We start from the raw sequence: 23,798 nt of genomic DNA, 5'->3' as shown, positions 1-23,798 counted from the left end.
GCGCCGCGCGCAACAATGGCACGGTTCGCGCGACTGGCGCCTAGTTCAGGTGGACCACCATCGGGGAACGCGAACCGGGGCCCAGCGCCGCTGGAGTCATTGGCGATGCCCCGTTCGAGCCGCGCGCCTGGGCCTTGCTGCGATTCCCGGACCGTTTTTCCATCAACGGAGCTCACGCAATGCCCCACACCTCGCATCTGCTCGCATTCGCCCTCGTCGCGCTCGGCATGGCGCTCACGCCTGGGCCCAACATGGTCTACCTGATTTCGCGCTCGATCTGCCAGGGCCGCACGGCCGGCCTGGTCTCGCTCGGCGGCGTCGCGCTCGGATTCGTGGTCTACATGTTCTGCGCGGCGTTCGGCATCACGGCGCTGCTGCTGGCCGTGCCGTTCGCGTACGACACGCTGCGCTTCGGCGGTGCGCTCTATCTGCTGTATCTCGCATGGCAGGCGGTGAAGCCAGGCGGACGCTCGCCGTTCCAGGTACGCGATCTGCCCGTCGACAGCCCGCGCAAGCTCTTTACGATGGGCTTCGTCACCAATCTGCTGAATCCGAAAATCGCCGTGCTGTATCTGTCGCTGTTGCCGCAGTTCATCGATCCGCAACACGGCAGCGTGCTCGGACAATCGCTGATTCTCGGCGCGATTCAGATCGTGCTGAGCATTTCCGTCAACTCGACGGTGGCGATGACGGCGGGATCGATTGCCGTGTTTCTCTCGCGCAAGCCGACATGGCTGGTCGTGCAACGCTGGCTGATGGGTACCGTACTCGCCGGTCTCGCCGTGAGGATGGCCACGGAAGCGCGACGCTAATGGGCCGCTAATGAACGACGCCGGGCTGGCTGATGCACCCGGCGTCCGTGATGAAGGCGAAGAACGAAGAATGCGAGGGCGCGCTCGGGCGCGTCGTCGCGTTCACGACGAAACGATGCGAACAAACTTGCGCAATTGCACCGAGCCCGCCGGAATCGAGCGCGGCTGGAGCCGCACCTCTTCCGGCGCGAACGTTTCCTGACGCAGTTCGCCATGGTCGTCGAACCACTGGCAAACAAGCCATTCACCCGTTTTGCGGGCAATCGGCCCGGCATACGTCACCGTCATACGTGAGCCGCCCGTTTTGAGCGTCACCACGTCCCCGATATGGATTTGCACCGTTTGTTGCGTTGCTTCAAATGCGTCGAAAGTAGCAGTCAGCATGGATGTCCCCGTTATAAGCATTAGGCTGGCTGAAAATTCACTGCCATAAACGCACCGCGGTCCAACGGAATAAACAAGAGTGGACGAAGATTAACAATTGAATATTTCGTCAGCAAGTATTTTTTATTGGAAGCGTTTTCAGGAATTGTGGAATAAGAACGGCTTTATATCGAACGTTCGTTCCATCTTGTTTAGTCCTCGAATCGCCTTCTGGTAAAGGCGTCATGTTGTCTCGCAGCATACATTGCGCTGCCGTTTAGGCCGGGTCTTCCGGGTAAACGCAAATACGCTGGACCACCCGCTGTCATATGGTTGACATCGCGCAAGTCGGCGCAAATTAAATGCCGGTCAGACGAGATAATCGCCGCCATCTGTGAATAAGCGCATCACTGTTGAACGCGGAAAATGAGTTGCAACGCGCAAACGGAGACCCGTTGAATAGTAAGACTGTAGAAAATGAAAACGTTATCCGCCGAATTGATCGCGTGTTTTTGTTCTGGCTAATCACAAAAATGCACGGCTCGGGATTTTCCCTGGGCCGTCTCGATCGTGCGCCGATTTGCGCTTTTTGATGCGGACAGACATCGGCACGGAGAGCCTCCTTGGGTACACGACATGCTCGCCCCATCCCTGCACGAAACCGCACTAGCGAAACGATCGGCGCGCCCACCGCATGCCGCCCACGCATTCCCCACACACTCTTTACCTGGCAGGGTCACGAGATGAACACTCGATCGCAGGAATCATCGCAATTGCAGAATGTCGTGCGCGCAATCGGCTGGTTCAGCATTGCGCTGGGCGTGGCCGAAGTCCTCGCGCCGCGCGCGACGGCAAGGACATCGGGCATCGAACAACGCACGGGGCTAGTCCGTTCCTATGGCATGCGCGAACTGGTGTGCGGCGTCGGCGTGCTGTGCGCGCGAAAACCGGGCGGATTCCTGCTGGCACGGTTGTGCGGCGACCTGCTGGATCTGGCTACGGTTGCCGTGACGAGAAAGCCAGGTGGCCGCACGCAACGATCGCGTGCGATGGGGGCTGCGCTCGGCATTGCAGCGATTGCGGCCGCCGACGCCTATGCGACGCGCGCGTGCAGTCGCACCGGTTTTCAGCGCCGCAACGCCCTTCCCGCCGTTACCCGTGATTACACCGCTCGCACCGGTTTTCCGCGGACGCCTTCCGAAATGCGGGGAGCGGCGCTGAGCGACTTCGAGACGCCGCGCGATATCGCGGGTCCCCGCGAGCTGTTGCCCTTCAGTCGTCAAACTGATGACGCACAAACGTGTCGCGTTTAGGGCAAGGAGGTCGCTCACGCGTTGATCGGATGCGAACGATCCGGAGGTTCACAACTTCGTCGACCTGGGAGCGCGTCGAAGGACGCGTCCTATTCGTCCCGCAAGCAGAACCCGCTGGAATCAGCGAACATAAACTGCGCCGACGTAACTCATCCACAGGCCTGACGACATAAGATGAGGCTGCAGATCGCGGCCGAAGATGAGATGGATGCGTGGAGATGCGATATGAACGAGCTTATCGGAGGCCGCACGACGATTGCCGCGTTGGCTTTCCTGCTTGCCGGATGTGTCGTGGGCGGCGTCGTGCCGCAGGGTGGCGCGCATCTCACTGCGGTGGAGTGCCGCGACCTCGCCGCACTCAGGAGCCAGTCGTCGCCGACGATGGCCGAGCATCACAGCGAACTGGCCGCACTGAGAAAAGCAGGCTACGACCCGTCGCCCTGGTATGACGACCCGTACTATCCGGAAGACCTGCAGGCGGCACAGCGCCTGGTCGATTACTGGTTCAAGACCGAGTGCCCAGCACTTCTGCCTCGCTAAGCCCGGTCTGACACCCGTCGTGGCCGCGCCCCCCGGGGAGCGGGGCGACCGCGATTGATGAAGGGTTATATCGGCTCGATGTTTGCCGCCTGCTTACCTTTCGGACCCTGCTTTACATCGAACTTCACCCGCTGATTTTCTTGCAAAGACTTGAACCCATTCACCCGGACCTCCGAGAAATGAGCAAAGAGGTCATCCCCTCCGTCGTCCGGTGTAATGAAGCCGAATCCCTTTGCATCGTTGAACCACTTCACCGTTCCTTCTGCCATTTTCTTCGTCCTTCAGTTGCGTTGAAATTTAACCGGCGCTCGCCGGTTAACTTGTGGATACTGCTCCGCGCAGATTCGGACCGCGTCGGCCTTCACACGACACGTTCCCGTATTGCGGATAACCCTGCCGGCCGGCTTCCTCAAGCGTGGATGGCCCATCGACCTTTTCTGTTTGTCCCGTGCAAAGCCAATGCAAGTCAAGACTAAGTGAACCAGCGATCCGTTTGAGCGCATCGGGTGGCGGTGAGGTAATTCCGCGGCGCCAGAACTCGACGTGAATTTCCGGGGCGTTAGTCCACTTCGCAACACGAGCCGAACTGACGCCCGCGCGCCTGAGCGCGTTCTCGAGTCGGGCAGAAAGGAAACGTCTGGCGCGGCTGTCCTCGCGGCACCGCTCCAGGTGCTCGATGGCTTTAGCATTCCAATTCATGATGTACCGATTTATTCAAAAGCCATTATGAGCCGTCGCATCGGGGGCGACCGGTCTTTCAAAAAGAATGAATCAAGTCGTGCATACGGCAGTATGTGCGCTCATGCGAAATAGCGGCTTTAGCTTCGTCATTGCGCACGTCCTCGCATCCGGCAGAACACTGCGTTTCAGAACGGCAACCCTACCGCAACTTTCGCCGTATAACAATTGCGTTATGTACCTCGCCGCACAAACGTGTAATAGCTTCTTTGTCCGCGAACAGGCTCAGGAAAAAAGTACTCAGCCCGCTTCTCACTCGATGTGGTTGCAACTATGTTGCGGCAGCCACAGAGGGCCGCTGCGACTGCAGATCATGTAGATTGCGGCGGCTCCGCGAGCAACCGCGATTCCCTCGTCGCCGGGTCGTACAGGCTGCCCACGAGCACGCTCGCGGTGCCGCGGCAGTGCGCGCTGCAACGCAGATGCAGCACATTCCGACAGTCCGACCGGAAAGATGTCGACACCACGGGCAACCCAGTCGCGCTCGCGCGCGGGATTACTGTCCCGCCCTAAGCCGCACGTTCTTGGCGATCCACCCGGCCAGTCCATTGCGCACGACGATGGCCGCAATCTTGCGCGGCCCCAGGATCAGCGCGCCGGCCAGCACGGCGGCCAGCAGCGTCACGTTCGGCGCGACGCAGACGAGTTCGAGTCCGCGTGCCGGCAGAGAGGGGATCCCGCGTCGGCTCTCTGCTTTTAACGCGACCGATCTGGCCAGCAAGTCGGCACGGGAAGCGGCAAGGCGTTCACGCAGCAGCATCTCTCGTTCGGCCGCCGGCAGATGCCGTTGCTCGACGTCGGGCCTATTCATCTGAGCGCCTCCCTGACCGTTTTGAGGTCGTTCCGGATTTCTTCGCGCACCACCTTGAAAGGCCGCGCGGGCCGCTGCCCGCGCACGACGGCGTACGAGGCCGCGCACAGCAACATCCATACAACCGCCACGGCCCACGCGATGTACACGAAGCGAGACGTGCGCAGCGCCGTTGCAATAACCGCGATCGACAGGAAAGACAATGAAAACAGCGCTGCGACGGCGAGCGCAACCAGCGCGATCACTTCCCGCACGAGCCGCATGCGCGCTTGCTCCAGTTCGATGGAAAAGAGTTCACTGTAGGCCGCGACGCGATTCGCGTAGAAGCGTCCCACATTGCGCCAGCACCTTGCCCGTGATTGGATCGACATCGCTTCACTCCCGGAACGCCCGCATTCGTCAACGACTCCGCAATCGCTATGCCGCAGCGGCCAGCAGACCAACGGGTGTCGGACGGCTGACTCGAGTGCACCCAGGCGATGGCCCTGGAGGCGATGCGGAAACACCGGATGTGGCAAAAAAAACCCGCGTCAGGGCAGCACAGCGCCGTGCCAGGGCGGCTGCGCAATCGGCTTAATGGACTGCGCAGGGCGCCGTTTCAAAGTAGGTCCGGCCCGTGGTGCGAACAGGCCCTGCGCCATAAACAGATAAACTGGGACAACTGAAGCACGGGCATTGGATCATGGCATCTGCAAAAGAGCTTCGGCGCTATCGCGCCTACCTCGCCGACGAGCGTCATAGCGCTGCAATCTACGAAGCACTCGCAAAAGTTGAGGCGGACAACCACCGTCGGCAGATTTTTGCTGACCTTGCCGCAGCTGAGCGCGCGCACGCGAAGGTCTGGTCCGACAAACTGAAAGCGAATGGCATGAAAGTACGGGAGCGGCAGACCCTGAAGACGCTTGTAATGAAAGCTCTCGTCCGCACCCTTGGACCCGGGTTCGTTCTCCCGTCGCTCGCCGCGGCCGAGTTTGCCGATCGTGACAAGTACGCCGGCAACCCCGAGACCGAGGGAATGGCAGTTGAAGAACGGCATCACGCGAGCGTCGTGCAGAGGCTGGCGAACGCCGGTGGCGGAGAGCGAACGAAAGGCGCCGAAATCGCGCAAGCGGAATCCTGGCACCGGGGCGTGTCGTCGGGCAACGATCTACGCGCCGCGGTACTCGGCGCTAATGACGGACTGGTCTCAAACTTCTGCTTGATCATGGGTGTCGCTGGCGCCGGCACAGGAAACAAGGCAATACTTCTGACCGCGCTTGCGGGGCTGATCGCGGGCGCATGCTCGATGGCACTCGGCGAATGGCTGTCGGTCACCAACGCACGCGAACTTGCGCAGACGCAAATCGCGAAAGAAGCGGACGAGCTTGAACACACACCCGATGCGGAGGAGCACGAGCTGACGCTCATCTATCGGGCGAAAGGCCTCGATGCCGTCGAGGCTAAACGGGTGGCATCGCAGCTTATGCGCGACAGGGACAAGGCGCTGGACGCGCTCACACGCGAGGAACTCGGCCTCGACCCTGCGGAACTCGGCGGCAACCCCTGGTCGGCTGCTGCTGTCTCGTTCTTTCTGTTTGCGACGGGCGCCATTTTTCCCGCTATGCCATTTCTGTGGACATCAGGATTCGCCGCTATCGTCCAGTGCATTGCACTGAGCATCTTCGCACTAGCCGCCATTGGCGTATTTACATCGCTTTTCAATGGCCGCAGTGCAATTTTCTCAGCCATCCGCCAGGTGATTATCGGACTTGCCGCGGCCGCATTCACATTCGGTGTGGGACATCTCCTCGGCGTGTCGGTGTCCTGACACCTTTGCGAAAGAAGACCGTCCCGTTGCGCGACCCATATGTCAGTCACGGCGCACCCGCCCGGTTGCGCCGCCGGGCCGATTGATTCTCCAGGGGTTGATCGGAAGATAGACACTCCGACGGGCACGCCTCTTCGGACTGCCGTTTGAGTCCGATCTCAGCTTGGGCCGCCGCCCCCGCGACGAGCGCTGATCCGGATCGTTCGCTCGATGGTAGAACGTTGATCTACCAACGCTTCAAGTGAATTTTCGAGCCCTGCGAGAAGCAGCTTCGCCTCGGTCGCATCCCGCCCTCTCGTTTCGAGCATATGAACCGTCGACAGTTGGTGCTCGACGAGCCCCTGCGCTAATGCGATATGTTGGTCTGCCACTCGCAAACTAAAAAGGTCAGCTTTCCGCCCCATGTCCCAACTCTTTTTCTCCCGGGCTGCACACGCGAAATTTCATCGCCCCTATGGGCAACGTGAGCTGCGTGCCCTGACGGTTGACGAGACAGCCTGACGCCCGCCGGCGATCTATCCGGCGCCGCGAGCTAGACGTCGAGATGGTAGTCCCTGCTACGTCTCTCTGGTACCCGTCGCGCTGCGGCGTGCACTCTTGCCTTAGCTGCATGCCAGACCTCTTCGGCGCACGTTCGTAGAACCGCCAAAACAGAACCGGAAGTATTCAAGGTCCGCCGAATTGTCATCAACAGATTCCTGTTTGCCGGAACCATCGTTTCCTCCTCAGACGGCAAGCAAAGAACACACGCAATGGCTCAACTGCATGCCTGATACAAAGTGGATGACACACGTCGCATTTGGGCCAGATACGCCTTGGCGCAAATGAATCTAGTAAAACAGATGTGGCGGGTCAATAACGCCTGAAGTATATGTGCGGCCTGCCATTATTCCGCTCGCCATAATGTCCCGCCCGTGCCGAACGGCTACTGTATCGGCGGCACCGCGCCGAGCTTCTCCGCCAGCATCCGCTCGTATACGCCAAAGTGCAGATCGACCTCCTCCTGCGTGACCGCGTGAACGAAGATGTTCACCTGCTCCGGCATCAGGCCCATCACGGTCGCAATAGCGCCTTCGAGTTGTGCAGCGCAAATACGGTCTTCCACGAGCGTGGTGCCGACGGTCACGTCATATGCCTTTTCGTGACGAAACACGATTTCGACAATGCGTGCCCGTGCGCTCATGTTGTTGTCCACCGCCAGGCGCGTGACTGCCGCTACCTGATGCATCAGCTCTGTCGGAAATCCCTTCGTCGAGCGCAGCTTGATGCGATGTTTGCCAAGGGTTTTCCAGTCGGTATCGAATTCCATGGTCGTCTCCTGGGTAACGCTGGTGCGCGGACTGTATGGGCGCCCCATGAGCTTTTCAAGTCCCGACAAATTTTGTACCCCCCTCTTGAAAAACGTTGTGAGCGATCTATCTTATGCATCGCTCGGGCAGCGTTTGCGGGCTATCGGTTCGCGGCGCTGCGTGTTTCAACCTTGATCGTCCGCGGCATGGGACAACCGGACTGAAGCGCGTATGCCGGTTCGCTTCCTTGCCGCTAGAGGAGCTAGCGACCATGAGTGACTTTTACGTTGGGGCCGACCTTTTCAGCGAACTGGAACGTCTGCAGCGCCAGATGTCCAGCTTGTTCGGCGGCTATCCCTCAAGCCTTCGTTCGAGCCGGTCCGGCACATTCCCGGCTATCAACGTCGGTACGACCGACGACTCGATCGAGATCGTCGCGTTCGCGCCGGGCGTCGACCCGCAGAAGCTGGACGTGTCCGTCGACAAGGGCCTGCTGACCATCGCGGGCGAGCGCGCAAACACGCGCGCCGAATTTCCAGAGACGGCCCGGCGATATGCTCAGGAGCGTTTCAGCGGTCCATTTCGGCGCGTCGTCGAATTGCCGCAGCAAGCAGACCCTGACAAGGTTCAGGCTCGCTATGTCGATGGATGTCTGCTGATTTCGGTCGGCAAGCGGGAAACATCCAGGCCACGTGCGATTACTGTTCAGTAACGAGGTGCAATCATGAGCGACAACACTCAACTCGCCCAACGCGACGCCGGGACTGTCGCGCGCGCGGAAGCAGACGAAACGCGTCGCCGCGTCACGTTGACACCGGCGGTCGACATTTTCGAGGACGCGCATGCCGTCACGCTGCTCGCCGATCTGCCAGGCGTGCCCAGAGAGAAACTGGACGTCAAGGTACACGACGGCAGCCTGACGATCGAAGCGGAGTCGGTCATTCCGGTGCCTGCCAGCCTCGCGCTGACTCATGCCGAGATACGCGCGCCTTATTTCTCGCGCCGGTTCACCGTCAGTGACGATTTCGACGCATCGAAAATTGAAGCGTCGCTGAAAGACGGCGTGCTCAGACTGACGATACCCCGGCGCGATGAAGCCAAGCCGCGCCGCATCGAGGTCATACAGGGCTGATTGCGGACGGCCGCCAGCTGAAGGGTGGATGCGGAGCGCGGGCTACCCGCGCTCCGCATCTATGCGCGATGCACCCTGCGTCGCGGTACAGCATGTGATTGCTGCTCATGGCAGCATGCACGCTCGGCCCTCACGCGGACGGTCGCTGGCCGTACCGGGTCGCGCGATCCGGACACGCACGCGATCCGGCGCATTGGTCGAAGCTGTCACGGCCACGCACGCCCGGCACAGGGCGGCGACAGGCGTATCGCATCTCCAAGGGGTGGAACGACGCATGCTAGGAGCAAGGCATCATCTGTCGATAGCCGGTGCATGAGGTCCCATGACAATCGGGTGCCCTGAATGCGGCGCGCTCGAGGACGTTCCACCCCTCGCGGCGCACGCGCTCGCACGCTGTGGTTCATCGCATCCGTCATGCGACGTTCGCGCAAGCATCTGCGCATCAAGGCGCACCTGTACCGATGGATCGACGAACTCGGACGATGGTCGAACGTCGACGTCTTCACGATTGCGGCCTTCGTGCCCCTCATCCACTTCGACGGCTTCGCATCGGCGCGGCATGCGCCGGGGGCAACGGCGTTCGCACTCGCCGTCGTTCTGACGATGCTGGCTTCGCGTGCGTTCGATCCGCGGATGATGTGGGTCGACCCACCGAGCACTTCGACGGCGACGACCGCCCGCCCGCCCTCGCCCCGCAGCACGGCCCGATCGTCACCTACGCGGTGCGCTTCGACGGCGCAGCGGGAGAACTCAAGGACGGTGCGGACGTCGTGTTACGCGGCTTTCATGTGGGCACGGTCACGCGTGTCCGCCTCAACTACGATGCAGGCACGGGCGCACTGAGCACGCCCGTGCAGATCGCCCTCGACCCGACGCAACTCGGCATCGTCGGCGCGGCGCCGCCCGCCAACGGCGACTGGCGTCCCGTCGTCGACGGAATGCTCGCGCATCTGATCGCGCAAGGGCTGCGCGCGCGTCTGTCGCAGGATCCGCCGCTCGTCGGCGCGCGCAAGGTCGACCTCGACTTCGTCGCGGGCGCGTCGAGCGCGACGCTTGCCGCCGACGATGGCGTGCCCGTCATCCCCAGCGTCGCGTCCGCCGACATCGAGTCGATTGCGTCGAAAGCGAACGACGTCATGAAGAAGCTCGACGACCTTCCCATCAGGCAGACAGGAGAGGAAGTCCGCAGCATCGCGGCACGCGTCAACGCATTGAGTTCGTCGCCGCAGATTCGCGACAGCCTGACGCATATCGACCGGTCGGTCGCACAGATCGACCGCACGCTACAACAGGTCTCGCCGCAAATCGGACCGCTCGTTGCGCAACTGCGCGACACCGCGAGCCAGGCCGACCGCACCGTCGCGGCGGCCAGCCGCACGCTCGGCGCGGATGCGACAAGCCAGAACGACCTGCCTGCCACGCTGCGCGAACTGACGGATACGGCGCGCTCCGTTCGTGCGCTGGCCGATTACCTCCAGCGTCACCCCGAAGCGCTCGTGCGCGGCAAGCGCGAGGAGAATCCATGACGCGCAGCGCTTCGACCCTGGCGCGCGTCGCCATGCTGATCGGTACAAGCCTCGCCGGATGCGGACACAGCCCGGCCACGCACTACGTCAGGCTCAACGCGTCGCCATCCGGTGCGCTGCTCGCGACGACTCGCATCGCGCCCGTGCAATTGACGGCCGTGCATATTCCCACTGTGCTCGATCGGCCAGAAGTCGTCACCCAGGTCTCGCCGAACCGCCTCACGGTCGACGACCGTAATCACTGGGGCGCACCGCTCGCGCAGATGATGCGCGGCACGCTGGCGCAAGATCTGACGATGCGCCTGCCCGCAGGCGCCTTCGTCTTCCCCGACGCACCCGCGCCACCCGATACGCGCACGCTTGTCGTCACCGTGCTCGACGCCGAAGCCGACACGAAAACGATGACGTTTCAGGCGGGCTGGACGCTGCTGTCCGGACAACCGCCGCACGTCACCTTGACGCGCGAGGTCACACTGACGTCGACGCTCACGAGCCGCGACGCTGCCGAACAGGCGGCAGCGTTGAGCCGGATTCTGGGCGAGCTGGCGGATCGGATTGTCGCGTCGATCGTAGAGCGCTGAGCGTTGCAGTCGCCACTCGAAAGCCGGCCACACCCTAGCGCCATACGCGACACACCGACAAAGGGAGACGCCGCTCGAGGACTCGCGCGTTCAAGACAGGCGAAGCAATCTAACCTGGCGTCAGCCCGGCCAGAACATGCCGATTGCAGCCATGCCCATGACCGCCGTCGCCAGCCAGCCGACCCACCGCAGGACGCCTTTCAGCGCGAATTCCCCCATCACCGAACGGTCACTCGCCATCAGCATCACGAGCGCCATGATCGGCACGGCGGCGACGCCGTTGATGACCGCACTCCAGTACAGCGCCTTGATGGGATCGAGGTGAGCAAACGTGAGCGCTACACCGCCGAGTAGCGCGACTGCGATCACGGCATAGAACTGTTTGGCGAGATTGACCTGCAACGCGAGACTGTTGCGCCAGTTCATCGCGCCTGCTGTCGCATAGGCTGCCGATCCCGCCAGAACGGGTAACGCGAGCAGACCGGTGCCGACAATTCCAAGACTGAACAGGGCGAACGCCATCTCGCCGGCGATGGGCTTCAACGCACTTGCCGCGTCGGCTGTGGTTTTCACCTCGACGTGATGGACATGCAACGTCGCGGCAGCCGACAACATGATGAAAAATGCAACAGCGTTCGACATGGCCATACCCACCCATGTGTCGATATTGATCCGCTTGAGTTGCCCACTGGCCTGCATGGGCGCACGCAGCAGCGGTCGCTGCGCAGGCTGGGACCGGATTTCCTCGACCTCCTGTGACGCCTGCCAGAAGAACAGATACGGGCTGATGGTCGTGCCCAGTACGGCAACAACCGTCGTCACGTATCCGCCTGACAACCTGACAGGCGGCTTCACCATGCCGAAGGCCACTGCTTTCCAGTCGATCGGGATCACGAACGTCAGCGCCACGTAGGAGAACAATGCAAGGGTGAGCCATTTCAGGATCTGCGCATAACGCTCATAGGAAACGAAAACCTGCAGCAACAGGGACACCGTACCGAGAATGACGACGTATAGCTGGACAGGTCCGCCGAGTACGAGTTGCGTCGCCGCGCCCATTGCGGCGAGGTCGGCCGCGATGTTGATCGTATTCGTCACCAGAAGGACTGCCACGGCAGCATAGAGGACGGGTGCGGGATAACGACGCCGCAGATTTGTCGCAAGGCCCCGCCCGGTCACGCGTCCTAACCTCGCGCTGACAGACTGGATGGCAACCATCAGCGGATAGGTCAGCAACATTGTCCAGAGCAGGCCGAAACCAAACTGCGCGCCCGCCTGCGTGTACGTCGCGATCCCGCTAGGATCGTCGTCCGCGGCGCCGGTTATGAGCCCCGGGCCAAGACGCTTCATCCACGACCGTTCTGCCTTGTCCTCAACGACAAGCTCTGGGTCGATCGGTTTTTTATCGTATGTCTCCATATTCATCCCCAGCGAATCAACGGACGCGCATATGTCGCCATTCCATGAAACGAGCACGTTTTGTGCCGATGATGTGGCTGACAATGTCGAACCGTCGCCTGACGCCGTGCACTCGACAGCGCGACGGCAACGTCATGTTTCGCACGCCGCGCGCAGTCAGCGCATCCGCTCGAGCACGAACAGGCAAACCAATGCGGCCATCGCAGCAGCAGTGGCGAGCCAGCACAGACACCGCAGCACCCAATGAGCGCTTAGATCGCCCACCGCAGATCGCTTCGTGCTAAGCAACACGAGCATGAACATGACGGGCGTCGCGGTGGAACCGTTCACTACGGCACCCCAGTACAGAAGCCGCAGCGGTTCGACATGTGCGCAGATCAGCGCGACACCGAGCGTGCCGCCCAGCATCATCACGAACAGCAATGCACGGGTGATTCGTCGGTTTTCAAGCTGCTTGTCATCGCTTCTGAGCACGCTTGCTATCGAGTGGGCAGCGGAACCCGCGAGTGGCGGCAATGCGAGCAGTGCCGTTCCGATGAAGGCAAGTGCGAGCACCTGGGCGGCGTAGCCTCGCGCAACAGGCTCGAGCACCCGCGCGGCGTCCTCAATGTTCTCAAGACCGTGTCCGTGTGCGTAGAGCGTCGCCGCTGCAGCAGCAATGATGACCAGCCCTGCGGAATTCGATAAGGCCGTCCGAATCAGCGTGTCTTTGCGCGTTTTCCGGAACTGCTGCTCGAGGAGGCGGTGATATTCGGCCGTCCGCTCATGTTGCTTATCGAGCCGCAATTCTTCGAGCTGTTGGGTCGCCTGCGAGAAAAGCAGGTAAGGGCTGATCGTCGTGCCGATGATCGCGAGCAGCATCGAGAAATAATGATCCGTCCATCGCACATGAGGGACCAGCGAATTCCACACCAACGTTTGCCACGAGACGTGCAGGACGATCACGACGGCGGCATAGGCGAACAGGGAAAGTGTCAGCCATTTCAACAGGCTCGCGTAACGCGGATAACGCACCGTCAACTGAAGCACGATGGAAACCGCCGTCCCCAATGCTGCGAACACTGGCACGGAGCCATGCCACAACAGACTGGCCGCTACACCCATCGCGACGGTGTCGGCCGCGATGTTGAAGACGTTTGCAATCAGGAACCTGGCAACGGCCAGATAGAAGTAGATGCGCGCGTAATGTTCGCGCATGTTGGTCGTCAGTCCCTTTCCTGTCAGGACCGCAATCCGTGACGCGATGAGCTGGAAAGCAACCATCGACGGATACGAGAGGACACATAGCCAGAGCATGTCGTAGCCGAATTGCGCACCGGCGAGCGAATACGCTGCGATCCCGCTCGGGTCGTTATCGCTTGCTGTCGAAGCAAGCCCCGGCCCCATGTCCGCGGCCCATGAATGCGCAGGTGCTTCCTTGCGGTGCGGTTCATCGCGGGCCTTTACGTCATGCTCGCGTCGCGTAGTCGTTGGCATGATCCATTTCACGTTGGCCCGTGGATCCTTCCCCTTCCATCTCTACGGGGACACGAGCAGCGGCATCACGAGGCACGCTCGATAAAGCGGATTCCGGCCGATGCCGCCCTTGCACGAATCGACCAGCCGGGGTCCGCATTCTCCGTCAGCGAGCGATAGCGATAGGTGAGTTCACCTTCAATGGCGATGCCTTGTCGTCGTAGGGTGGTGTCGGGATAAACCTGTCGATCGCACCCGGCCGAAAAATCAGGCAACAGGTCGATCCTCCATACTGAAAGTACCCGAGCTCCTCTCCTTTCCTGACCCGTTGCCCCGGCAACGCGTCGATCAAGCACGACGAAACATCCGCCATCCCCACGAAAACGCATGCAACCTTGCCGAGCGCGGCGGCGTCACTGTCAATGACGATGACGGCGCGCGTCGCAACAGCGGTCGTGTAGCCTTGCGAATCGTTCAGTCCACCCGGGTCTTCTCCCTCGGCTTCCGCGTCGGAATAATAGGTGCCATTCACCACATACGCCTTCGACACAGTGCCGGAGACGGGGGCGTGCCAGCGGTGGTAGTTAAAGGCACTCAGAAACGACTGATACACGGAGCCGCCCTCGAAACAACGCGCCGTCTCGATCTCCCTGTGGGTAAAAATGTCGGTCAGCGAGTATGGCTGCGACTTGATCCAGAACGTATCGGTCAGCTTCACGCCGTGTTCGAGATTGTATGGCGCGGCTTCGCATGCGCTGATCACAGTTCTGTCGTTCTCCGGTTCTGCGACCGGTCGCGCGCCCGGCTTGAAGCGGCGCGTAAAGAAGTCGTTCCACGACGAGAATCCCCAGGAGGGAGTGTGCGGATGACACAGAAACTGTGACATGCCGATATGCCCGTCCGCTTCCGGACTGAACCATCCGTCCGGGGAATCGGTAGTCAGATGAACACGCGAATGCGGGCCGCTCAGAAAGCCACTCCAATAATTCAGTACACGGCGAAGCTGTGCGTTCAACGCCGGATCCCGGAATAGTGCGTAGCCCGAAGGCATACACATCGGCCAGTCAAGAACGGCATTCAACGGGCAATGGACCAGGCTCGACTCACTGAAGGGTGGCGCATAGGTCGTCGTGTAGTCGATGATGCGCATGAGTTCATCAATCGACTCATAACCGAGTTGGTGACCTTCGTCCAGCGCCTCGTGGATCGCGTTGGTCATGTCCATTCTCAGCACGGCATCCGACTGGACGAGCGCTGCCAGATCCTCGACAACCGTCGACATCGGCGCGCGTCGCGCGTGAGCGCGCGCCTGCTCCGCGAGTTGCAGACGGAACCTTGCAATGTGGTCTTCGCTTTGGGGCAACCATTCGCCCAGCCGTCGCCGCCGCTGGCGTTGGGAACCCGAGATGCGGGACATGTCGCCTCCTTGTGATCGTTGCGCTCGCCTCTCGCGTCAGCAATAACCCGGCCTGAGCATGTCGATGCTTAGCGTGAAGACACCGCGCAGGCCGCCCGTCGACCGTGCGGCAGCCCTGTCTGGTCCGTCATCTGACGAATGGCGGGTGGCACACGCCCTGCTCACGCTCATGCATGAACTGCCGCTCCCCACTGGTTTCCCACAACGCACCGAGTTGGAGGACGAAATGCGGACGTTAGAAATCGACGCGCTGCGTCCCACGCAAGGCACGCACGGACGACGTGAAGTCGAAAAGAAGGCTGATGCCTATCGCGCAATGAGCGAACATGACCTGGCCCAGTCGATTCGCGACAAGCCCGTGCCGATCGTGAACGGACCCGCTTCCATGTGCTTTGCCACGGATCATCACCACGTCGCAGCAGCGCTAAAGCTTGCCGGTATCGGCCATGTGCCCGTCATCGTCGTCGCGGACCTGTCTTCGCTGTCCGAATCCCGCTTCTGGGTCGAGATGGAAAACAATCACTGGGTGCATCCATTCGACGCGCACGGCCGGCGAATGGCGTTCCGGGCGTTGCCGCAGCATGTGTGGGAGTCGCAGGAGGATGACTTTCGGGATCTGGCCGCCGCTGCGCGCGACGCAGGAGGCTATGTCAAAACCGATGTCCCGCTCGCGGAATTCCGCTGGGCAGCATTTTTCCGCCGATACCTGCCGGCCCCGACGTCCGAAAGCGAGTACCAGGCGCTCATTCCCAAGGCTGCGGCCTTGGCCAGGACTGAACTGGCGCTTGGCCTGCCCGGATTCGAGGAAGCGTCGGCGAGCGCTGCTTCACAGCGTTAGGCAAGCTATCGGTCTTTCGTGGCGCGCAAAGAAGGCCCCGCTTTCCTCACACGCCATACAGTGCTGCCTGCGTAGTTCGCCACGATGAGTGGCGCCCTCCTCGTCCTGCGCGACCCCAACAGGCAACCCGTACAGTTGCCTGCAAGAACACGATACGGTGCAAGCGCGCAGCACATGCCTGAAGGGCACCGCGACGCCGGGTGCCGAGGGAACGACGCCTGCTGTGACGCAAGAACAGGCAGCGGGCGCTTACCCAGGCATTGCGTTTGCGGCCTACGTGACTTTCAGACCTCGTTGCTTTCATCAAGGAGAACATTCATGTCGCAGCATCCGGCTCATTCGCAGGATCAGCGTCATCCCGGACAACCCAATCCGATCGATATCCAGAAGGCACTTGCCGGCGTCGCCTACCCGACGACGCGCGAGAAGCTGGTCGAACGGGCGCGCCAGAATCACGCCAATACGGATATCGTCGATCTGATCGACAAGCTGCCCGATCATGACTACGACAGCCCCGCCTCGGTGTCGAAAGAGATTTCGCGTATCCAGTGAGGACGAGCCACACCTGCGCGCCAGCCGATGCGGGATCGCGCATCACCATCGTCGTACTGACACACAACCGCGCGACGCGGCTCATCGAGACACTGCATCGTCTGCGCGAGCTGCCGGAATATCCGCAAATCATCGTCGCCGATAACGCGTCGACGGACGAAACGGTCGCGATGGTCGATCTCGCGTTCCCCGATGTGCGCATTGTCCAATGCGGCAGCAACCTGGGCGCGGCCGGCCGCAATCGCGCGGTGGCGCATGTGGAAACGGAGTATGTGGCGTTCTGCGACGACGACACATGGTGGGCGCCCGGCTCGCTTGCACAAGCGGTCCGCCTGCTCGACGCTTCGCCGCAAACAGGCGTGCTGAATGCGCGAATCGAAGTCGGGGAAACGGGCGAAACGGATTCGACCTGTGTCGTGATGCAGCACAGTCCGCTCGATTCACGCGGATTGCCCGGTCCTTCTCTCATCGGCTACATGGCTGGGGCGTCCGTATTCAGAACCGCACTATTTCGCGAGGCAGGCGGATACGACGCGCGCCTGTTCATCGGCGGCGAAGAAGAACTGCTCGCGCTCGATGTGCTCAGACGTGGTTACGCAATCGCCTATTGTGAAGCGCTGACGGTCGCGCATCATCCGTCTGCCGCGCGCGACAGCGCATTGCGCAGGCGGATGCTGGCGCGCAATGCCGCGTGGATCGCGTGGCTGCGGCTACCCTTGAGCGACGCGTTGGCGCGGACCGCTCGCGCGATCTTGACGTTCCATCGTGAACGAACGCTGATGACGGACGGCCCGCGGATGCTGGGCGGATTGAGCTGGGCGATACGAGAGCGCCGGCTCGTGCCGCGTCACGTGCTGTCGATGCTTCGCGAAGTGAGACAGCACGAGCGTCGGGCGGATTTCACGGTGCCCATGCGGACCGCGAGCGATGTTCCGTCGCATCGGCGCGAACAGGAATATCGGGAAACCGTTGGCCGTTAGGGTTCAGCGCGCTGGCCCGACGCGACGCCCCGAATGGCTTCGATCAGCGCAGGCGCCGCAACGGGCTTGGTCAAGTGCAGCGCGAATCCTGCTTGACGTGCGCGATCGCGGTCATCCTCGTGCGCATAACCTGTCAATGCGATGGCAGGCATACGCTGCTGTGCGGGTACGTCATGACGTGCTTCGAAATCGCGGATATGTTCCAGCACCTGATAGCCGCTTTCACCGTTCAGCACGATGTCGCACAACAGAACCTGTGGCCAGCGCCGCGGGGGCGTTTTCGAGAGCGCAGCCAGCGCTTCGGCGCCTGAACCCGCCAGCTCGACTTGCGCGCCGTTGACGTTCAACACCGCTTCGAGGGCATCCCGGGCATCTTCCTGATCGTCGACGGCGAGCACCCGCATGCCTTCCAGAGGAAGATGTGCATTGAGGGCGACGGGCATCTCGTCGGATCGCAAGCGCGCGGGCTCGTCGTCGAGGACAGGCCGAAGCGGCAACACCATTGCGTAAGCAACACGGCTATCGACAGGCATCACCGTCAGGCGGCCGCCCGACGCCGCCAGCTTCGCCTCGATTGTCCGCGCGGCTTCCTGTGTCAGCTCGACCGGCTTGTCGCGCGCGCCAACCACACCGATCCACGCATGATTGCCCTGGCGCTCGACGCGCAGTTCGATCACGCTGCCCGCGGGCGTCTGCTCGATTTCGCTTCGACACAGCGTGGCAAGCGCTTGCTGCAATTCGACGGGATCGCCGGTGATCCGCAGGTCTTCATGCGGCGTGCTCGTTCGCCACGTCACACGTCGTTGCGCAAGCGCGTTCTGCAACGGTCGCAACGCATCGGCGATCAGGGTGTCGATCCGCACGGCTTCCGCCGACACCTTGCGTTGCAGATGCTCGAGCTCGCCCTGCTGCCATTGCAGTGCCCACATTTTCGCGTACACGGCATCGCGCGCCAGCAGCTCGTCGTGGGTGCCCTGCTCGACAATGCGCCCGTGCTCCATCACGAGAATCCAGTCCGCGTCGACGACGGTCGAAAGACGGTGTGCGATCGATATCGACGTGCGCCCTTGCGCGAGCCGGTTCAACTCGGTCTGTATCGCGCGCTCCGAACGCGTGTCGAGTGCGGATGTCGCCTCGTCGAATACGATGATGCGCGGATTCTTGAGGATCGCACGCGCAATCGCGATGCGCTGCCGCTCGCCGCCCGACAGGCGCACCCCGCGTTCGCCGACGCGCGTGTCGTAGTGATCGGGCAGGCGCTCGATGAACTCGTCGAGTTGCGCCGCCCGCGCAGCCCTCACCACGTCCGCGCGCGTCGCGCCTTGCCGCCCGTAGGCAATGTTGTAGGCGATCGTATCGTTGAACAGCACAGTGTCCTGCGGCACGATCCCGATCGCTTCGCGCAGGCTTCTCTGCGTCACGGCGCGCACATCCTGGCCGTCGATCAGCACACGCCCCGAGGTCGGCTGATAGATGCGGAACAGCAGCCGCACGAGCGTCGATTTGCCCGAGCCGCTGCCGCCCACTACCGCGAGCCGATGGCCCGGATGAATGCGGAACGTCACGTCGCGCAAGATCTGGCGCGCGGGATCGTAGCCGAAGTTCACGCGCTCGAACTCGATCGCGCCGTCCGTCACCGCGAGCGTCCGCGCATCCGGCACGTCGAGATCTTCGCCCGGCACGCCGCGCGCCACGAGTATTGCGAACATCCGTTCGACATTGACCTTCGCGTCGTTGGTCTCGCGGAACACGAAGCCCAGCGTGTTGAGCGGCATGCAGACCTGAATGATGTACGCGTTGATCAGCACCAGATCGCCGACGCTCATGGCCCCCGTCATCACCTTCTGCACCGCGAGCAGCACCACCGCGGCAATCCCCGCCGCGATGACGCCGCTCTGCCCGACATGCAGCGCCGTCAGCGCGCGCTGGTTTGCGATGCGTGCATCGATCCATTGCGCGAGAACGTCGGACAGACGCCGCGTTTCCGTTTCTTCCGTCGCGAAGAACTTGACCGTGTCGTAGTTCAGCAGACTGTCGACCAGCCGTCCGTCCGATTGCGCTTCAATTGCATTGACGCGCCGCTGAATCTCGAGGCGCCGGCGGGTAAAGACGTATGTGTAGATCGCGTAGCCGGCAAATGTTGCCGCAATGATGATCGTGAAGAACCATGAATAGTTGCGCATCACGATCGCGACGATCGTGCCGATCTCGATGAAGGTCGGCACGATGGAGAACAGCGCCGTGCCCAACAGGAATCCGATCCCGTCCGTGCCTTTCTGAACGTCGCGCACGACGCCACCCGTCTCGCGCTGCGCATGAAAGCGCGCGCCGAGCCGATGCAGATGGCTGAAGGTCCGCTCGGCGAACTCAGCGACCGTGCGCTGCGTGACCACACTGAACACCACGTCGCGGGCTTCGTTCAAGGCATCGGCAAAGAAGCGCAGCAACGCATACGCGAGCACCAGAAACACGGGAAACACCACGGGCGACTCGGGATGGCTCAGCTCGTCGACGATATGTTTGAGCGTCAGCGGAATGGCCACCGCCGACAGCTTCGCGAGGATCATCAGCGCGAACGACGCTGCCGTGATCAGCCGGTAGCGAAGCACGGCAGCAAGCAGGTCCCGCACGATCAGTCCTTTGATCCGGGTGCGATCGGTCGTTGCGTCTGTGCTCATCTTCCTCCCCGTTGGTGCGCGCGTTCATGTTCGTTCGCGCTCGTCATACGGCGCGAGCCAGATTCGCTCCCGCCAGGCCGCATTCGGGCGCGCTGCGCGCAAAGCGGATCAACGACAGCGAAGCCTGTCGCACAGCATGCGATGCGCCTGCAACGGGCCGCTTCACCGCGCAGCGTTTTTACCGGTGCCTTGTAATTTGGGGCGCGCCACAGCGCTTCCAACGACGCGGCAACGACGAAAGAACTCTCCGCAGGATGAACAACGGTGAGAACGCCCATACTCAACGGACGGCACAGGGGATGCTGATGAGCCTCTGTGCGCTGCCCGACGCATCGAGCGAGACATGCAGCGCCATTCGATCAACCGTCACAGTCCATCTGCAAAGGGACCACGATGAAGATAGCCATCATTAGCGAGCACGCGTCTCCCCTGGCCGTTGCAGGCGGCGTCGACAGCGGCGGACAGAACATCTATGTCGCGCACGTCGCCCGGCAACTGCAGCGAAGCGGTCATCAGGTCGATGTGTTCACGCGGCGCGATCGCGCGCTGCTGCCTGCCATCTCGAACATGGACGGCGTTCGGGTGATCCATGTGCCGGCGGGTCCCCCCTTGCAACTCCCGAAAGAACAGTTGCTGCCCTATATGGGCGAATTCTCCGACTTTCTGATTGGCTTCTTTCGTCGCGAACGCACGCCGTATCACGTGATGCACGCGAACTTCTTCATGTCCGGCCTTGCGGGCCTGAAAGTCAAGCGCGTGCTGGGCGTGCCGCTCGTCACGACGTTTCATGCGCTCGGTCGCGTGCGCCGCGTCCATCAGGGCAGCGACGACGGTTTCCCTGACGAGCGTTTCGACATCGAAGACGAACTGGTCAGGCATTCTGACGCGATCATCGCGGAGTGTCCGCAGGACGAGGCCGATCTCGTCGAACTGTATCGCGCGGATCCCGTCCGGATCGAGATCGTGCCCTGCGGCTTCGACGCCGAAGAATTTCATCCGCTGAACCGCGATGCGGCGCGCCATGCGCTCGGCTGGCCGCGCAAGGCGTTCATCGTGTTGCAACTGGGGCGCATCGTGCAGCGCAAAGGCATCGACAACGTGATTCGCGGCGTTGGCGTGCTCAAGTCCCAACATGGCATCGATGCGCGGCTGTATGTCGTCGGCGGCAACTCCGACACGCCCAATGAGTTCGCCACCCCGGAGATCGCGCGGTTGCGCGGCGTTGCCCGGGAGGCGGGCGTCGAACCGGCGACGACTTTCGTCGGCCGCCGCGGGCGCGAGTCTCTCCGCGAGTTCTACAGCGCCGCAAACGTCTTCGTGACGACGCCGTGGTACGAGCCGTTCGGCATCACCCCCGTGGAAGCGATGGCGTGCGGCACGCCTGTCATCGGCGCCAACGTCGGCGGCATTCGCTTCTCAGTGCGAGAAGGCGAGACCGGGTGGCTCGTGCCGCCGCGCGACCCCGCCGCACTCGCGATGCGACTTGCGGCGTTGCAGCGCGATCCTGCCCTCGCGCGCCGCATGGGTGAAGCCGGACTCGCCCGCGCGCAAGCAGAGTTCACGTGGAGCGGCGTCGCCGAATCGCTGCAGGCGATCTACGGACGCGTCGCCGATGTCGGCACGGCCCCGGCACGCAGCGACAGCGCGCAGACGCTGCGTTCGGCAGCGGGGGGCGCGGCGCGATAAGCATGACCTGCATCTAGCCAGCAGAGGTTCTTATGCCCTTGCCTTCCGATACGCACCGCCAGGCAGCCGTCTTCATCGACAAGGACGGCACGCTGCTCGAAGACGTGCCGTACAACGTCGATCCAGAGCACATGCGCTTCGAGTCCGGCGCGTGTGAGGCGCTCGCCGAACTTGCATGTTGTCCGTTCAAGCTGATCGTCATCAGCAACCAGAGCGGTGTCGCGCTGGGCCGCTTCGATATCGGCGCGCTGGACGCCGTCGAAGCCAAACTGCGCGACATGTTCGCTTCGTGCGGCGCGACGCTCGACGCCGTGTACTGGTGTCCGCATCATCCCGACGGCAGCGTCGCTGCGTACGCACAGGCTTGCGACTGCCGCAAGCCCGCGCCCGGCATGCTATTGCGGGCGGCCAGAGAGCATGGCATCGATCTGCATGCGTCGTGGTTCGTCGGCGACATCCTCGACGACGTGGAGGCGGGCAACCTCGCCGGTTGCCGGACGATCCTGCTCGACAACGGCCACGAAACCGTATGGCGCCGCACGCAGTCGCGCATGCCGACCGCGTATGCGCGCGACCTGCATCGCGCGGCGCTGATGATCCTGCGTTATCAGGAACGCTGCGACGCTGGCGAAGCGCCTTCGCCGAGGCAGGCCGCATGATGAAGCGTCTCGCGCAAATCGCGCCGCCGACGGCCGCGCATGCGGCCGTCGCGGCCGCCGCGCCGCTCGCGCCGTGGGGCGACGATGTGAAGCGCATCCTGTGCGTGCGCACCGACAATCTCGGCGACGTGCTGATGACGACGCCCGCGCTCCATGCGCTGCGCGCGGCTTCGCCCGACCGGCACCTGACGCTGCTGACCTCGCCCGCCGGTGAGGCCATTGCGCCGTTCCTCGCCGACGTCGACGACGTCATCCGCTACGACGCGCCCTGGACCCGCAACCGGCCGCCGCGCTCCCATCCCGCCGACCTGGCAATGCGCGCGCTGCTCGAAGAGCGCCAGTTCGACGCCGCCGTGATCTTCACGGTGTATAGCCAGAACCCGCTGCCCGCCGCGACGATGTGTTATCTCGCGGGGATACACCGGCGGCTCGCGCGCTGCCGCGAGAATCCGTATGCGCTGCTCAACGACTGGGTGCGCGAGACGGAGCCCGAGCACGGCACGCAGCATGAAGTCGAACGGCAATTGACGCTCGTGGCCGCAGTCGGCGCACAGGCGGTCGACTCGCGCATGCGTATGCAATTGCGCGACATCGACCGCAAAACGCTCGCGGCCGCGCTCGCGCGACGCGGGATCGATCCCGCCGTGCCGTTCGCCGTCATCCATCCCGGCGCGAGCGCCGAATCGCGCCGCTATCCGGCAGAGCGCTTCGGGGACGCAGCCGCGCGGCTCGTTCGCCAGACGGGGATGAATATGCTGGTCACGGGCAGTGCGAGCGAAGCGCCGCTCGCGCGCACGCTGATCGAAGCCGCAGGCCCATCCGTTCGGACTTTCATGCACGACCTGACGGATGCGTTCGAACTCGGCGCGTTCTCCGCATTGATCGAGCGCGCGATGGTCGTGATCTCGAACAACAGTGGGCCCGTGCATATCGCGTCGGCGCTCGGCGCGCCCGTCGTCGATCTGTACGCGCTGACCAATCCGCAGCATGGGCCGTGGAAAACGCCGCATCGCGTGCTGTTCAACGACGTGGAATGCCGCTGGTGCTATCGCAGCGTCTGTCCGCAAGGACATCACGCGTGTCTGCGCGGCATACCGCCCATTGAAGTGGCCAATGCCGCGCTCGAGCTGATCGCGGAAACGAAGCCGTCGACGGGCTCACCGTCCATCGCCAACCGAATCGCAACTCATACGGAATGACGC

The 23,798-nt window shown here is 62.5% G+C and carries 23 protein-coding genes, 1 pseudogene and 1 riboswitch; of the genes and pseudogenes, 15 read left to right on the top strand and 9 right to left on the bottom strand.

The features are described from left to right. The first annotated feature begins 19 nt into the window (after nucleotides 1-19). A riboswitch (ZMP/ZTP riboswitch) is annotated at nucleotides 20-140 on the top strand. Nucleotides 141-179: 39 nt separating this feature from the next. Beyond that, a complete protein-coding gene (locus BPHY_RS26405) occupies nucleotides 180-812 on the top strand; it encodes a LysE family translocator (protein ID WP_012404517.1) in 633 nt (210 codons plus the stop codon). Nucleotides 813-914: 102 nt separating this feature from the next. Here BPHY_RS26405 and BPHY_RS26400 read toward each other — a convergent pair whose 3' ends face one another. Next, nucleotides 915-1,196, bottom strand: coding sequence for a YodC family protein (locus tag BPHY_RS26400; RefSeq protein WP_012404516.1), 282 nt, complete (start codon nucleotides 1,194-1,196; stop codon nucleotides 915-917). A 722-nt stretch (nucleotides 1,197-1,918) separates the two neighbouring features. Here BPHY_RS26400 and BPHY_RS26395 point away from each other — a divergent pair. Together BPHY_RS26395 and BPHY_RS26390 are read left to right on the top strand one after the other, a co-directional pair. Continuing rightward, nucleotides 1,919-2,488 carry a hypothetical protein gene (locus BPHY_RS26395; RefSeq protein ID WP_012404515.1) on the top strand — a complete coding sequence of 190 codons (570 nt, stop codon included), beginning with the start codon at nucleotides 1,919-1,921 and terminating at the stop codon, nucleotides 2,486-2,488. Between the two features lie 225 nt (nucleotides 2,489-2,713). Then, entirely contained in the window at nucleotides 2,714-3,028 is a 315-nt protein-coding gene (locus tag BPHY_RS26390) for a DUF4148 domain-containing protein (protein WP_012404514.1), read from the top strand. Nucleotides 3,029-3,093: 65 nt separating this feature from the next. On the opposite strand, the gene BPHY_RS26385 is transcribed toward BPHY_RS26390, so the two are convergent. The 3 genes from BPHY_RS26385 to BPHY_RS26375 form a co-directional block, all read right to left on the bottom strand. Beyond that, the gene (locus tag BPHY_RS26385; protein WP_012404513.1) at nucleotides 3,094-3,297 is read right to left on the bottom strand and encodes a cold-shock protein; all 204 of its coding nucleotides are present in this window, start codon (nucleotides 3,295-3,297) and stop codon (nucleotides 3,094-3,096) included. A 965-nt stretch (nucleotides 3,298-4,262) separates the two neighbouring features. Further along, the gene (locus BPHY_RS26380; RefSeq protein ID WP_012404511.1) at nucleotides 4,263-4,577 is read right to left on the bottom strand and encodes a hypothetical protein; all 315 of its coding nucleotides are present in this window, start codon (nucleotides 4,575-4,577) and stop codon (nucleotides 4,263-4,265) included. Then, the gene (locus tag BPHY_RS26375; RefSeq protein ID WP_012404510.1) at nucleotides 4,574-4,948 is read right to left on the bottom strand and encodes a phage holin family protein; all 375 of its coding nucleotides are present in this window, start codon (nucleotides 4,946-4,948) and stop codon (nucleotides 4,574-4,576) included. The genes BPHY_RS26380 and BPHY_RS26375 overlap by 4 nt, the downstream gene beginning before the upstream one ends. 311 nt (nucleotides 4,949-5,259) lie before the next feature. Here BPHY_RS26375 and BPHY_RS26370 point away from each other — a divergent pair, with 311 nt between their 5' ends. After that, complete coding sequence (locus tag BPHY_RS26370) at nucleotides 5,260-6,384, top strand: VIT1/CCC1 transporter family protein (RefSeq protein WP_012404509.1); 1,125 nt, start codon at nucleotides 5,260-5,262, stop codon at nucleotides 6,382-6,384. Nucleotides 6,385-7,309: 925 nt separating this feature from the next. On the opposite strand, the gene BPHY_RS26360 is transcribed toward BPHY_RS26370, so the two are convergent. Further along, complete coding sequence (locus BPHY_RS26360) at nucleotides 7,310-7,693, bottom strand: hypothetical protein (protein ID WP_041764805.1); 384 nt, start codon at nucleotides 7,691-7,693, stop codon at nucleotides 7,310-7,312. Between the two features lie 251 nt (nucleotides 7,694-7,944). Between BPHY_RS26360 and BPHY_RS26355 the strand changes: the two genes are divergently transcribed. The 5 genes and pseudogenes from BPHY_RS26355 to BPHY_RS26340 all read left to right on the top strand — a co-directional run bounded on the left by BPHY_RS26355 (nucleotide 7,945) and on the right by BPHY_RS26340 (nucleotide 10,912). Beyond that, on the top strand, nucleotides 7,945-8,385 hold the full coding sequence (locus BPHY_RS26355) for an Hsp20/alpha crystallin family protein (RefSeq protein WP_012404506.1): 441 nt from the start codon (nucleotides 7,945-7,947) through the stop codon (nucleotides 8,383-8,385). 12 nt (nucleotides 8,386-8,397) lie between these two features. After that, nucleotides 8,398-8,805 carry an Hsp20/alpha crystallin family protein gene (locus tag BPHY_RS26350; protein ID WP_012404505.1) on the top strand — a complete coding sequence of 136 codons (408 nt, stop codon included), beginning with the start codon at nucleotides 8,398-8,400 and terminating at the stop codon, nucleotides 8,803-8,805. 342 nt (nucleotides 8,806-9,147) lie between these two features. Next, nucleotides 9,148-9,390, top strand: a pseudogene (locus tag BPHY_RS41285) (paraquat-inducible protein A); the annotation flags it as partial. A 53-nt stretch (nucleotides 9,391-9,443) separates the two neighbouring features. After that, nucleotides 9,444-10,331, top strand: a complete 888-nt coding sequence (locus tag BPHY_RS26345) for an MlaD family protein (RefSeq protein WP_244257692.1) — start codon at nucleotides 9,444-9,446, stop codon at nucleotides 10,329-10,331. Then, nucleotides 10,328-10,912, top strand: coding sequence for a PqiC family protein (locus tag BPHY_RS26340; RefSeq protein ID WP_012404504.1), 585 nt, complete (start codon nucleotides 10,328-10,330; stop codon nucleotides 10,910-10,912). The genes BPHY_RS26345 and BPHY_RS26340 overlap by 4 nt, the downstream gene beginning before the upstream one ends. 120 nt (nucleotides 10,913-11,032) lie before the next feature. On the opposite strand, the gene BPHY_RS26335 is transcribed toward BPHY_RS26340, so the two are convergent. The 3 genes from BPHY_RS26335 to BPHY_RS26325 form a co-directional block, all read right to left on the bottom strand. Next, nucleotides 11,033-12,262 carry an Nramp family divalent metal transporter gene (locus BPHY_RS26335; protein WP_244257691.1) on the bottom strand — a complete coding sequence of 410 codons (1,230 nt, stop codon included), beginning with the start codon at nucleotides 12,260-12,262 and terminating at the stop codon, nucleotides 11,033-11,035. Nucleotides 12,263-12,487: 225 nt separating this feature from the next. Next, nucleotides 12,488-13,807, bottom strand: coding sequence for an NRAMP family divalent metal transporter (locus BPHY_RS26330; RefSeq protein ID WP_157686739.1), 1,320 nt, complete (start codon nucleotides 13,805-13,807; stop codon nucleotides 12,488-12,490). 145 nt (nucleotides 13,808-13,952) lie between these two features. Beyond that, complete coding sequence (locus BPHY_RS26325; RefSeq protein ID WP_012404501.1) at nucleotides 13,953-15,203, bottom strand: phosphatidylserine decarboxylase family protein; 1,251 nt, start codon at nucleotides 15,201-15,203, stop codon at nucleotides 13,953-13,955. Between the two features lie 73 nt (nucleotides 15,204-15,276). On the opposite strand from BPHY_RS26325, the gene BPHY_RS26320 reads away from it, so the two are divergent. The 3 genes from BPHY_RS26320 (at nucleotide 15,277) to BPHY_RS26310 (ending at nucleotide 17,573) form a co-directional block, all read left to right on the top strand. Beyond that, entirely contained in the window at nucleotides 15,277-16,041 is a 765-nt protein-coding gene (locus BPHY_RS26320) for a ParB-like protein (RefSeq protein ID WP_322789034.1), read from the top strand. A gap of 318 nt (nucleotides 16,042-16,359) precedes the next feature. Then, a complete protein-coding gene (locus BPHY_RS26315; protein ID WP_012404499.1) occupies nucleotides 16,360-16,593 on the top strand; it encodes a DUF2795 domain-containing protein in 234 nt (77 codons plus the stop codon). Continuing rightward, nucleotides 16,590-17,573 carry a glycosyltransferase family 2 protein gene (locus tag BPHY_RS26310; RefSeq protein ID WP_012404498.1) on the top strand — a complete coding sequence of 328 codons (984 nt, stop codon included), beginning with the start codon at nucleotides 16,590-16,592 and terminating at the stop codon, nucleotides 17,571-17,573. The genes BPHY_RS26315 and BPHY_RS26310 overlap by 4 nt, the downstream gene beginning before the upstream one ends. Here BPHY_RS26310 and BPHY_RS26305 read toward each other — a convergent pair. Then, complete coding sequence (locus BPHY_RS26305) at nucleotides 17,570-20,251, bottom strand: ATP-binding cassette domain-containing protein (protein WP_012404497.1); 2,682 nt, start codon at nucleotides 20,249-20,251, stop codon at nucleotides 17,570-17,572. The genes BPHY_RS26310 and BPHY_RS26305 overlap by 4 nt on opposite strands. A gap of 393 nt (nucleotides 20,252-20,644) precedes the next feature. Between BPHY_RS26305 and BPHY_RS26300 the strand changes: the two genes are divergently transcribed. The 3 genes from BPHY_RS26300 to BPHY_RS26290 are packed head-to-tail and all read left to right on the top strand — an operon-like array spanning nucleotide 20,645 to nucleotide 23,795. Beyond that, nucleotides 20,645-21,937, top strand: coding sequence for a glycosyltransferase family 4 protein (locus BPHY_RS26300; protein ID WP_012404496.1), 1,293 nt, complete (start codon nucleotides 20,645-20,647; stop codon nucleotides 21,935-21,937). Between the two features lie 32 nt (nucleotides 21,938-21,969). Continuing rightward, nucleotides 21,970-22,596, top strand: a complete 627-nt coding sequence (locus tag BPHY_RS26295; RefSeq protein WP_012404495.1) for a D-glycero-alpha-D-manno-heptose-1,7-bisphosphate 7-phosphatase — start codon at nucleotides 21,970-21,972, stop codon at nucleotides 22,594-22,596. After that, the gene (locus BPHY_RS26290; protein WP_012404494.1) at nucleotides 22,593-23,795 is read left to right on the top strand and encodes a glycosyltransferase family 9 protein; all 1,203 of its coding nucleotides are present in this window, start codon (nucleotides 22,593-22,595) and stop codon (nucleotides 23,793-23,795) included. Before BPHY_RS26295 ends, BPHY_RS26290 begins: the two co-directional genes overlap by 4 nt. Nucleotides 23,796-23,798: the final 3 nt, after the last annotated feature.

It is taken from the genome of Paraburkholderia phymatum STM815, assembly GCF_000020045.1.
GTDB lineage: Bacteria > Pseudomonadota > Gammaproteobacteria > Burkholderiales > Burkholderiaceae > Paraburkholderia > Paraburkholderia phymatum.
The sequence above is the reverse complement of the archived record's forward strand: the minus strand, read 5'-3'. Positions and strand labels throughout refer to the sequence as shown.

Coding starts and splice junctions, on each gene's coding strand:
- BPHY_RS26405 (WP_012404517.1), top strand. CDS start 180: ATGCCCCACACCTCGCATCTGCTCGCATTCGCCCTCGTCGCGCTCGGC.
- BPHY_RS26400 (WP_012404516.1), bottom strand. CDS start 1,196: ATGCTGACTGCTACTTTCGACGCATTTGAAGCAACGCAACAAACGGTG.
- BPHY_RS26395 (WP_012404515.1), top strand. CDS start 1,919: ATGAACACTCGATCGCAGGAATCATCGCAATTGCAGAATGTCGTGCGC.
- BPHY_RS26390 (WP_012404514.1), top strand. CDS start 2,714: ATGAACGAGCTTATCGGAGGCCGCACGACGATTGCCGCGTTGGCTTTC.
- BPHY_RS26385 (WP_012404513.1), bottom strand. CDS start 3,297: ATGGCAGAAGGAACGGTGAAGTGGTTCAACGATGCAAAGGGATTCGGC.
- BPHY_RS26380 (WP_012404511.1), bottom strand. CDS start 4,577: ATGAATAGGCCCGACGTCGAGCAACGGCATCTGCCGGCGGCCGAACGA.
- BPHY_RS26375 (WP_012404510.1), bottom strand. CDS start 4,948: ATGTCGATCCAATCACGGGCAAGGTGCTGGCGCAATGTGGGACGCTTC.
- BPHY_RS26370 (WP_012404509.1), top strand. CDS start 5,260: ATGGCATCTGCAAAAGAGCTTCGGCGCTATCGCGCCTACCTCGCCGAC.
- BPHY_RS26360 (WP_041764805.1), bottom strand. CDS start 7,693: ATGGAATTCGATACCGACTGGAAAACCCTTGGCAAACATCGCATCAAG.
- BPHY_RS26355 (WP_012404506.1), top strand. CDS start 7,945: ATGAGTGACTTTTACGTTGGGGCCGACCTTTTCAGCGAACTGGAACGT.
- BPHY_RS26350 (WP_012404505.1), top strand. CDS start 8,398: ATGAGCGACAACACTCAACTCGCCCAACGCGACGCCGGGACTGTCGCG.
- BPHY_RS26340 (WP_012404504.1), top strand. CDS start 10,328: ATGACGCGCAGCGCTTCGACCCTGGCGCGCGTCGCCATGCTGATCGGT.
- BPHY_RS26335 (WP_244257691.1), bottom strand. CDS start 12,262: ATGAAGCGTCTTGGCCCGGGGCTCATAACCGGCGCCGCGGACGACGAT.
- BPHY_RS26330 (WP_157686739.1), bottom strand. CDS start 13,807: ATGCCAACGACTACGCGACGCGAGCATGACGTAAAGGCCCGCGATGAA.
- BPHY_RS26325 (WP_012404501.1), bottom strand. CDS start 15,203: ATGTCCCGCATCTCGGGTTCCCAACGCCAGCGGCGGCGACGGCTGGGC.
- BPHY_RS26315 (WP_012404499.1), top strand. CDS start 16,360: ATGTCGCAGCATCCGGCTCATTCGCAGGATCAGCGTCATCCCGGACAA.
- BPHY_RS26305 (WP_012404497.1), bottom strand. CDS start 20,251: ATGAGCACAGACGCAACGACCGATCGCACCCGGATCAAAGGACTGATC.
- BPHY_RS26300 (WP_012404496.1), top strand. CDS start 20,645: ATGAAGATAGCCATCATTAGCGAGCACGCGTCTCCCCTGGCCGTTGCA.
- BPHY_RS26295 (WP_012404495.1), top strand. CDS start 21,970: ATGCCCTTGCCTTCCGATACGCACCGCCAGGCAGCCGTCTTCATCGAC.
- BPHY_RS26290 (WP_012404494.1), top strand. CDS start 22,593: ATGATGAAGCGTCTCGCGCAAATCGCGCCGCCGACGGCCGCGCATGCG.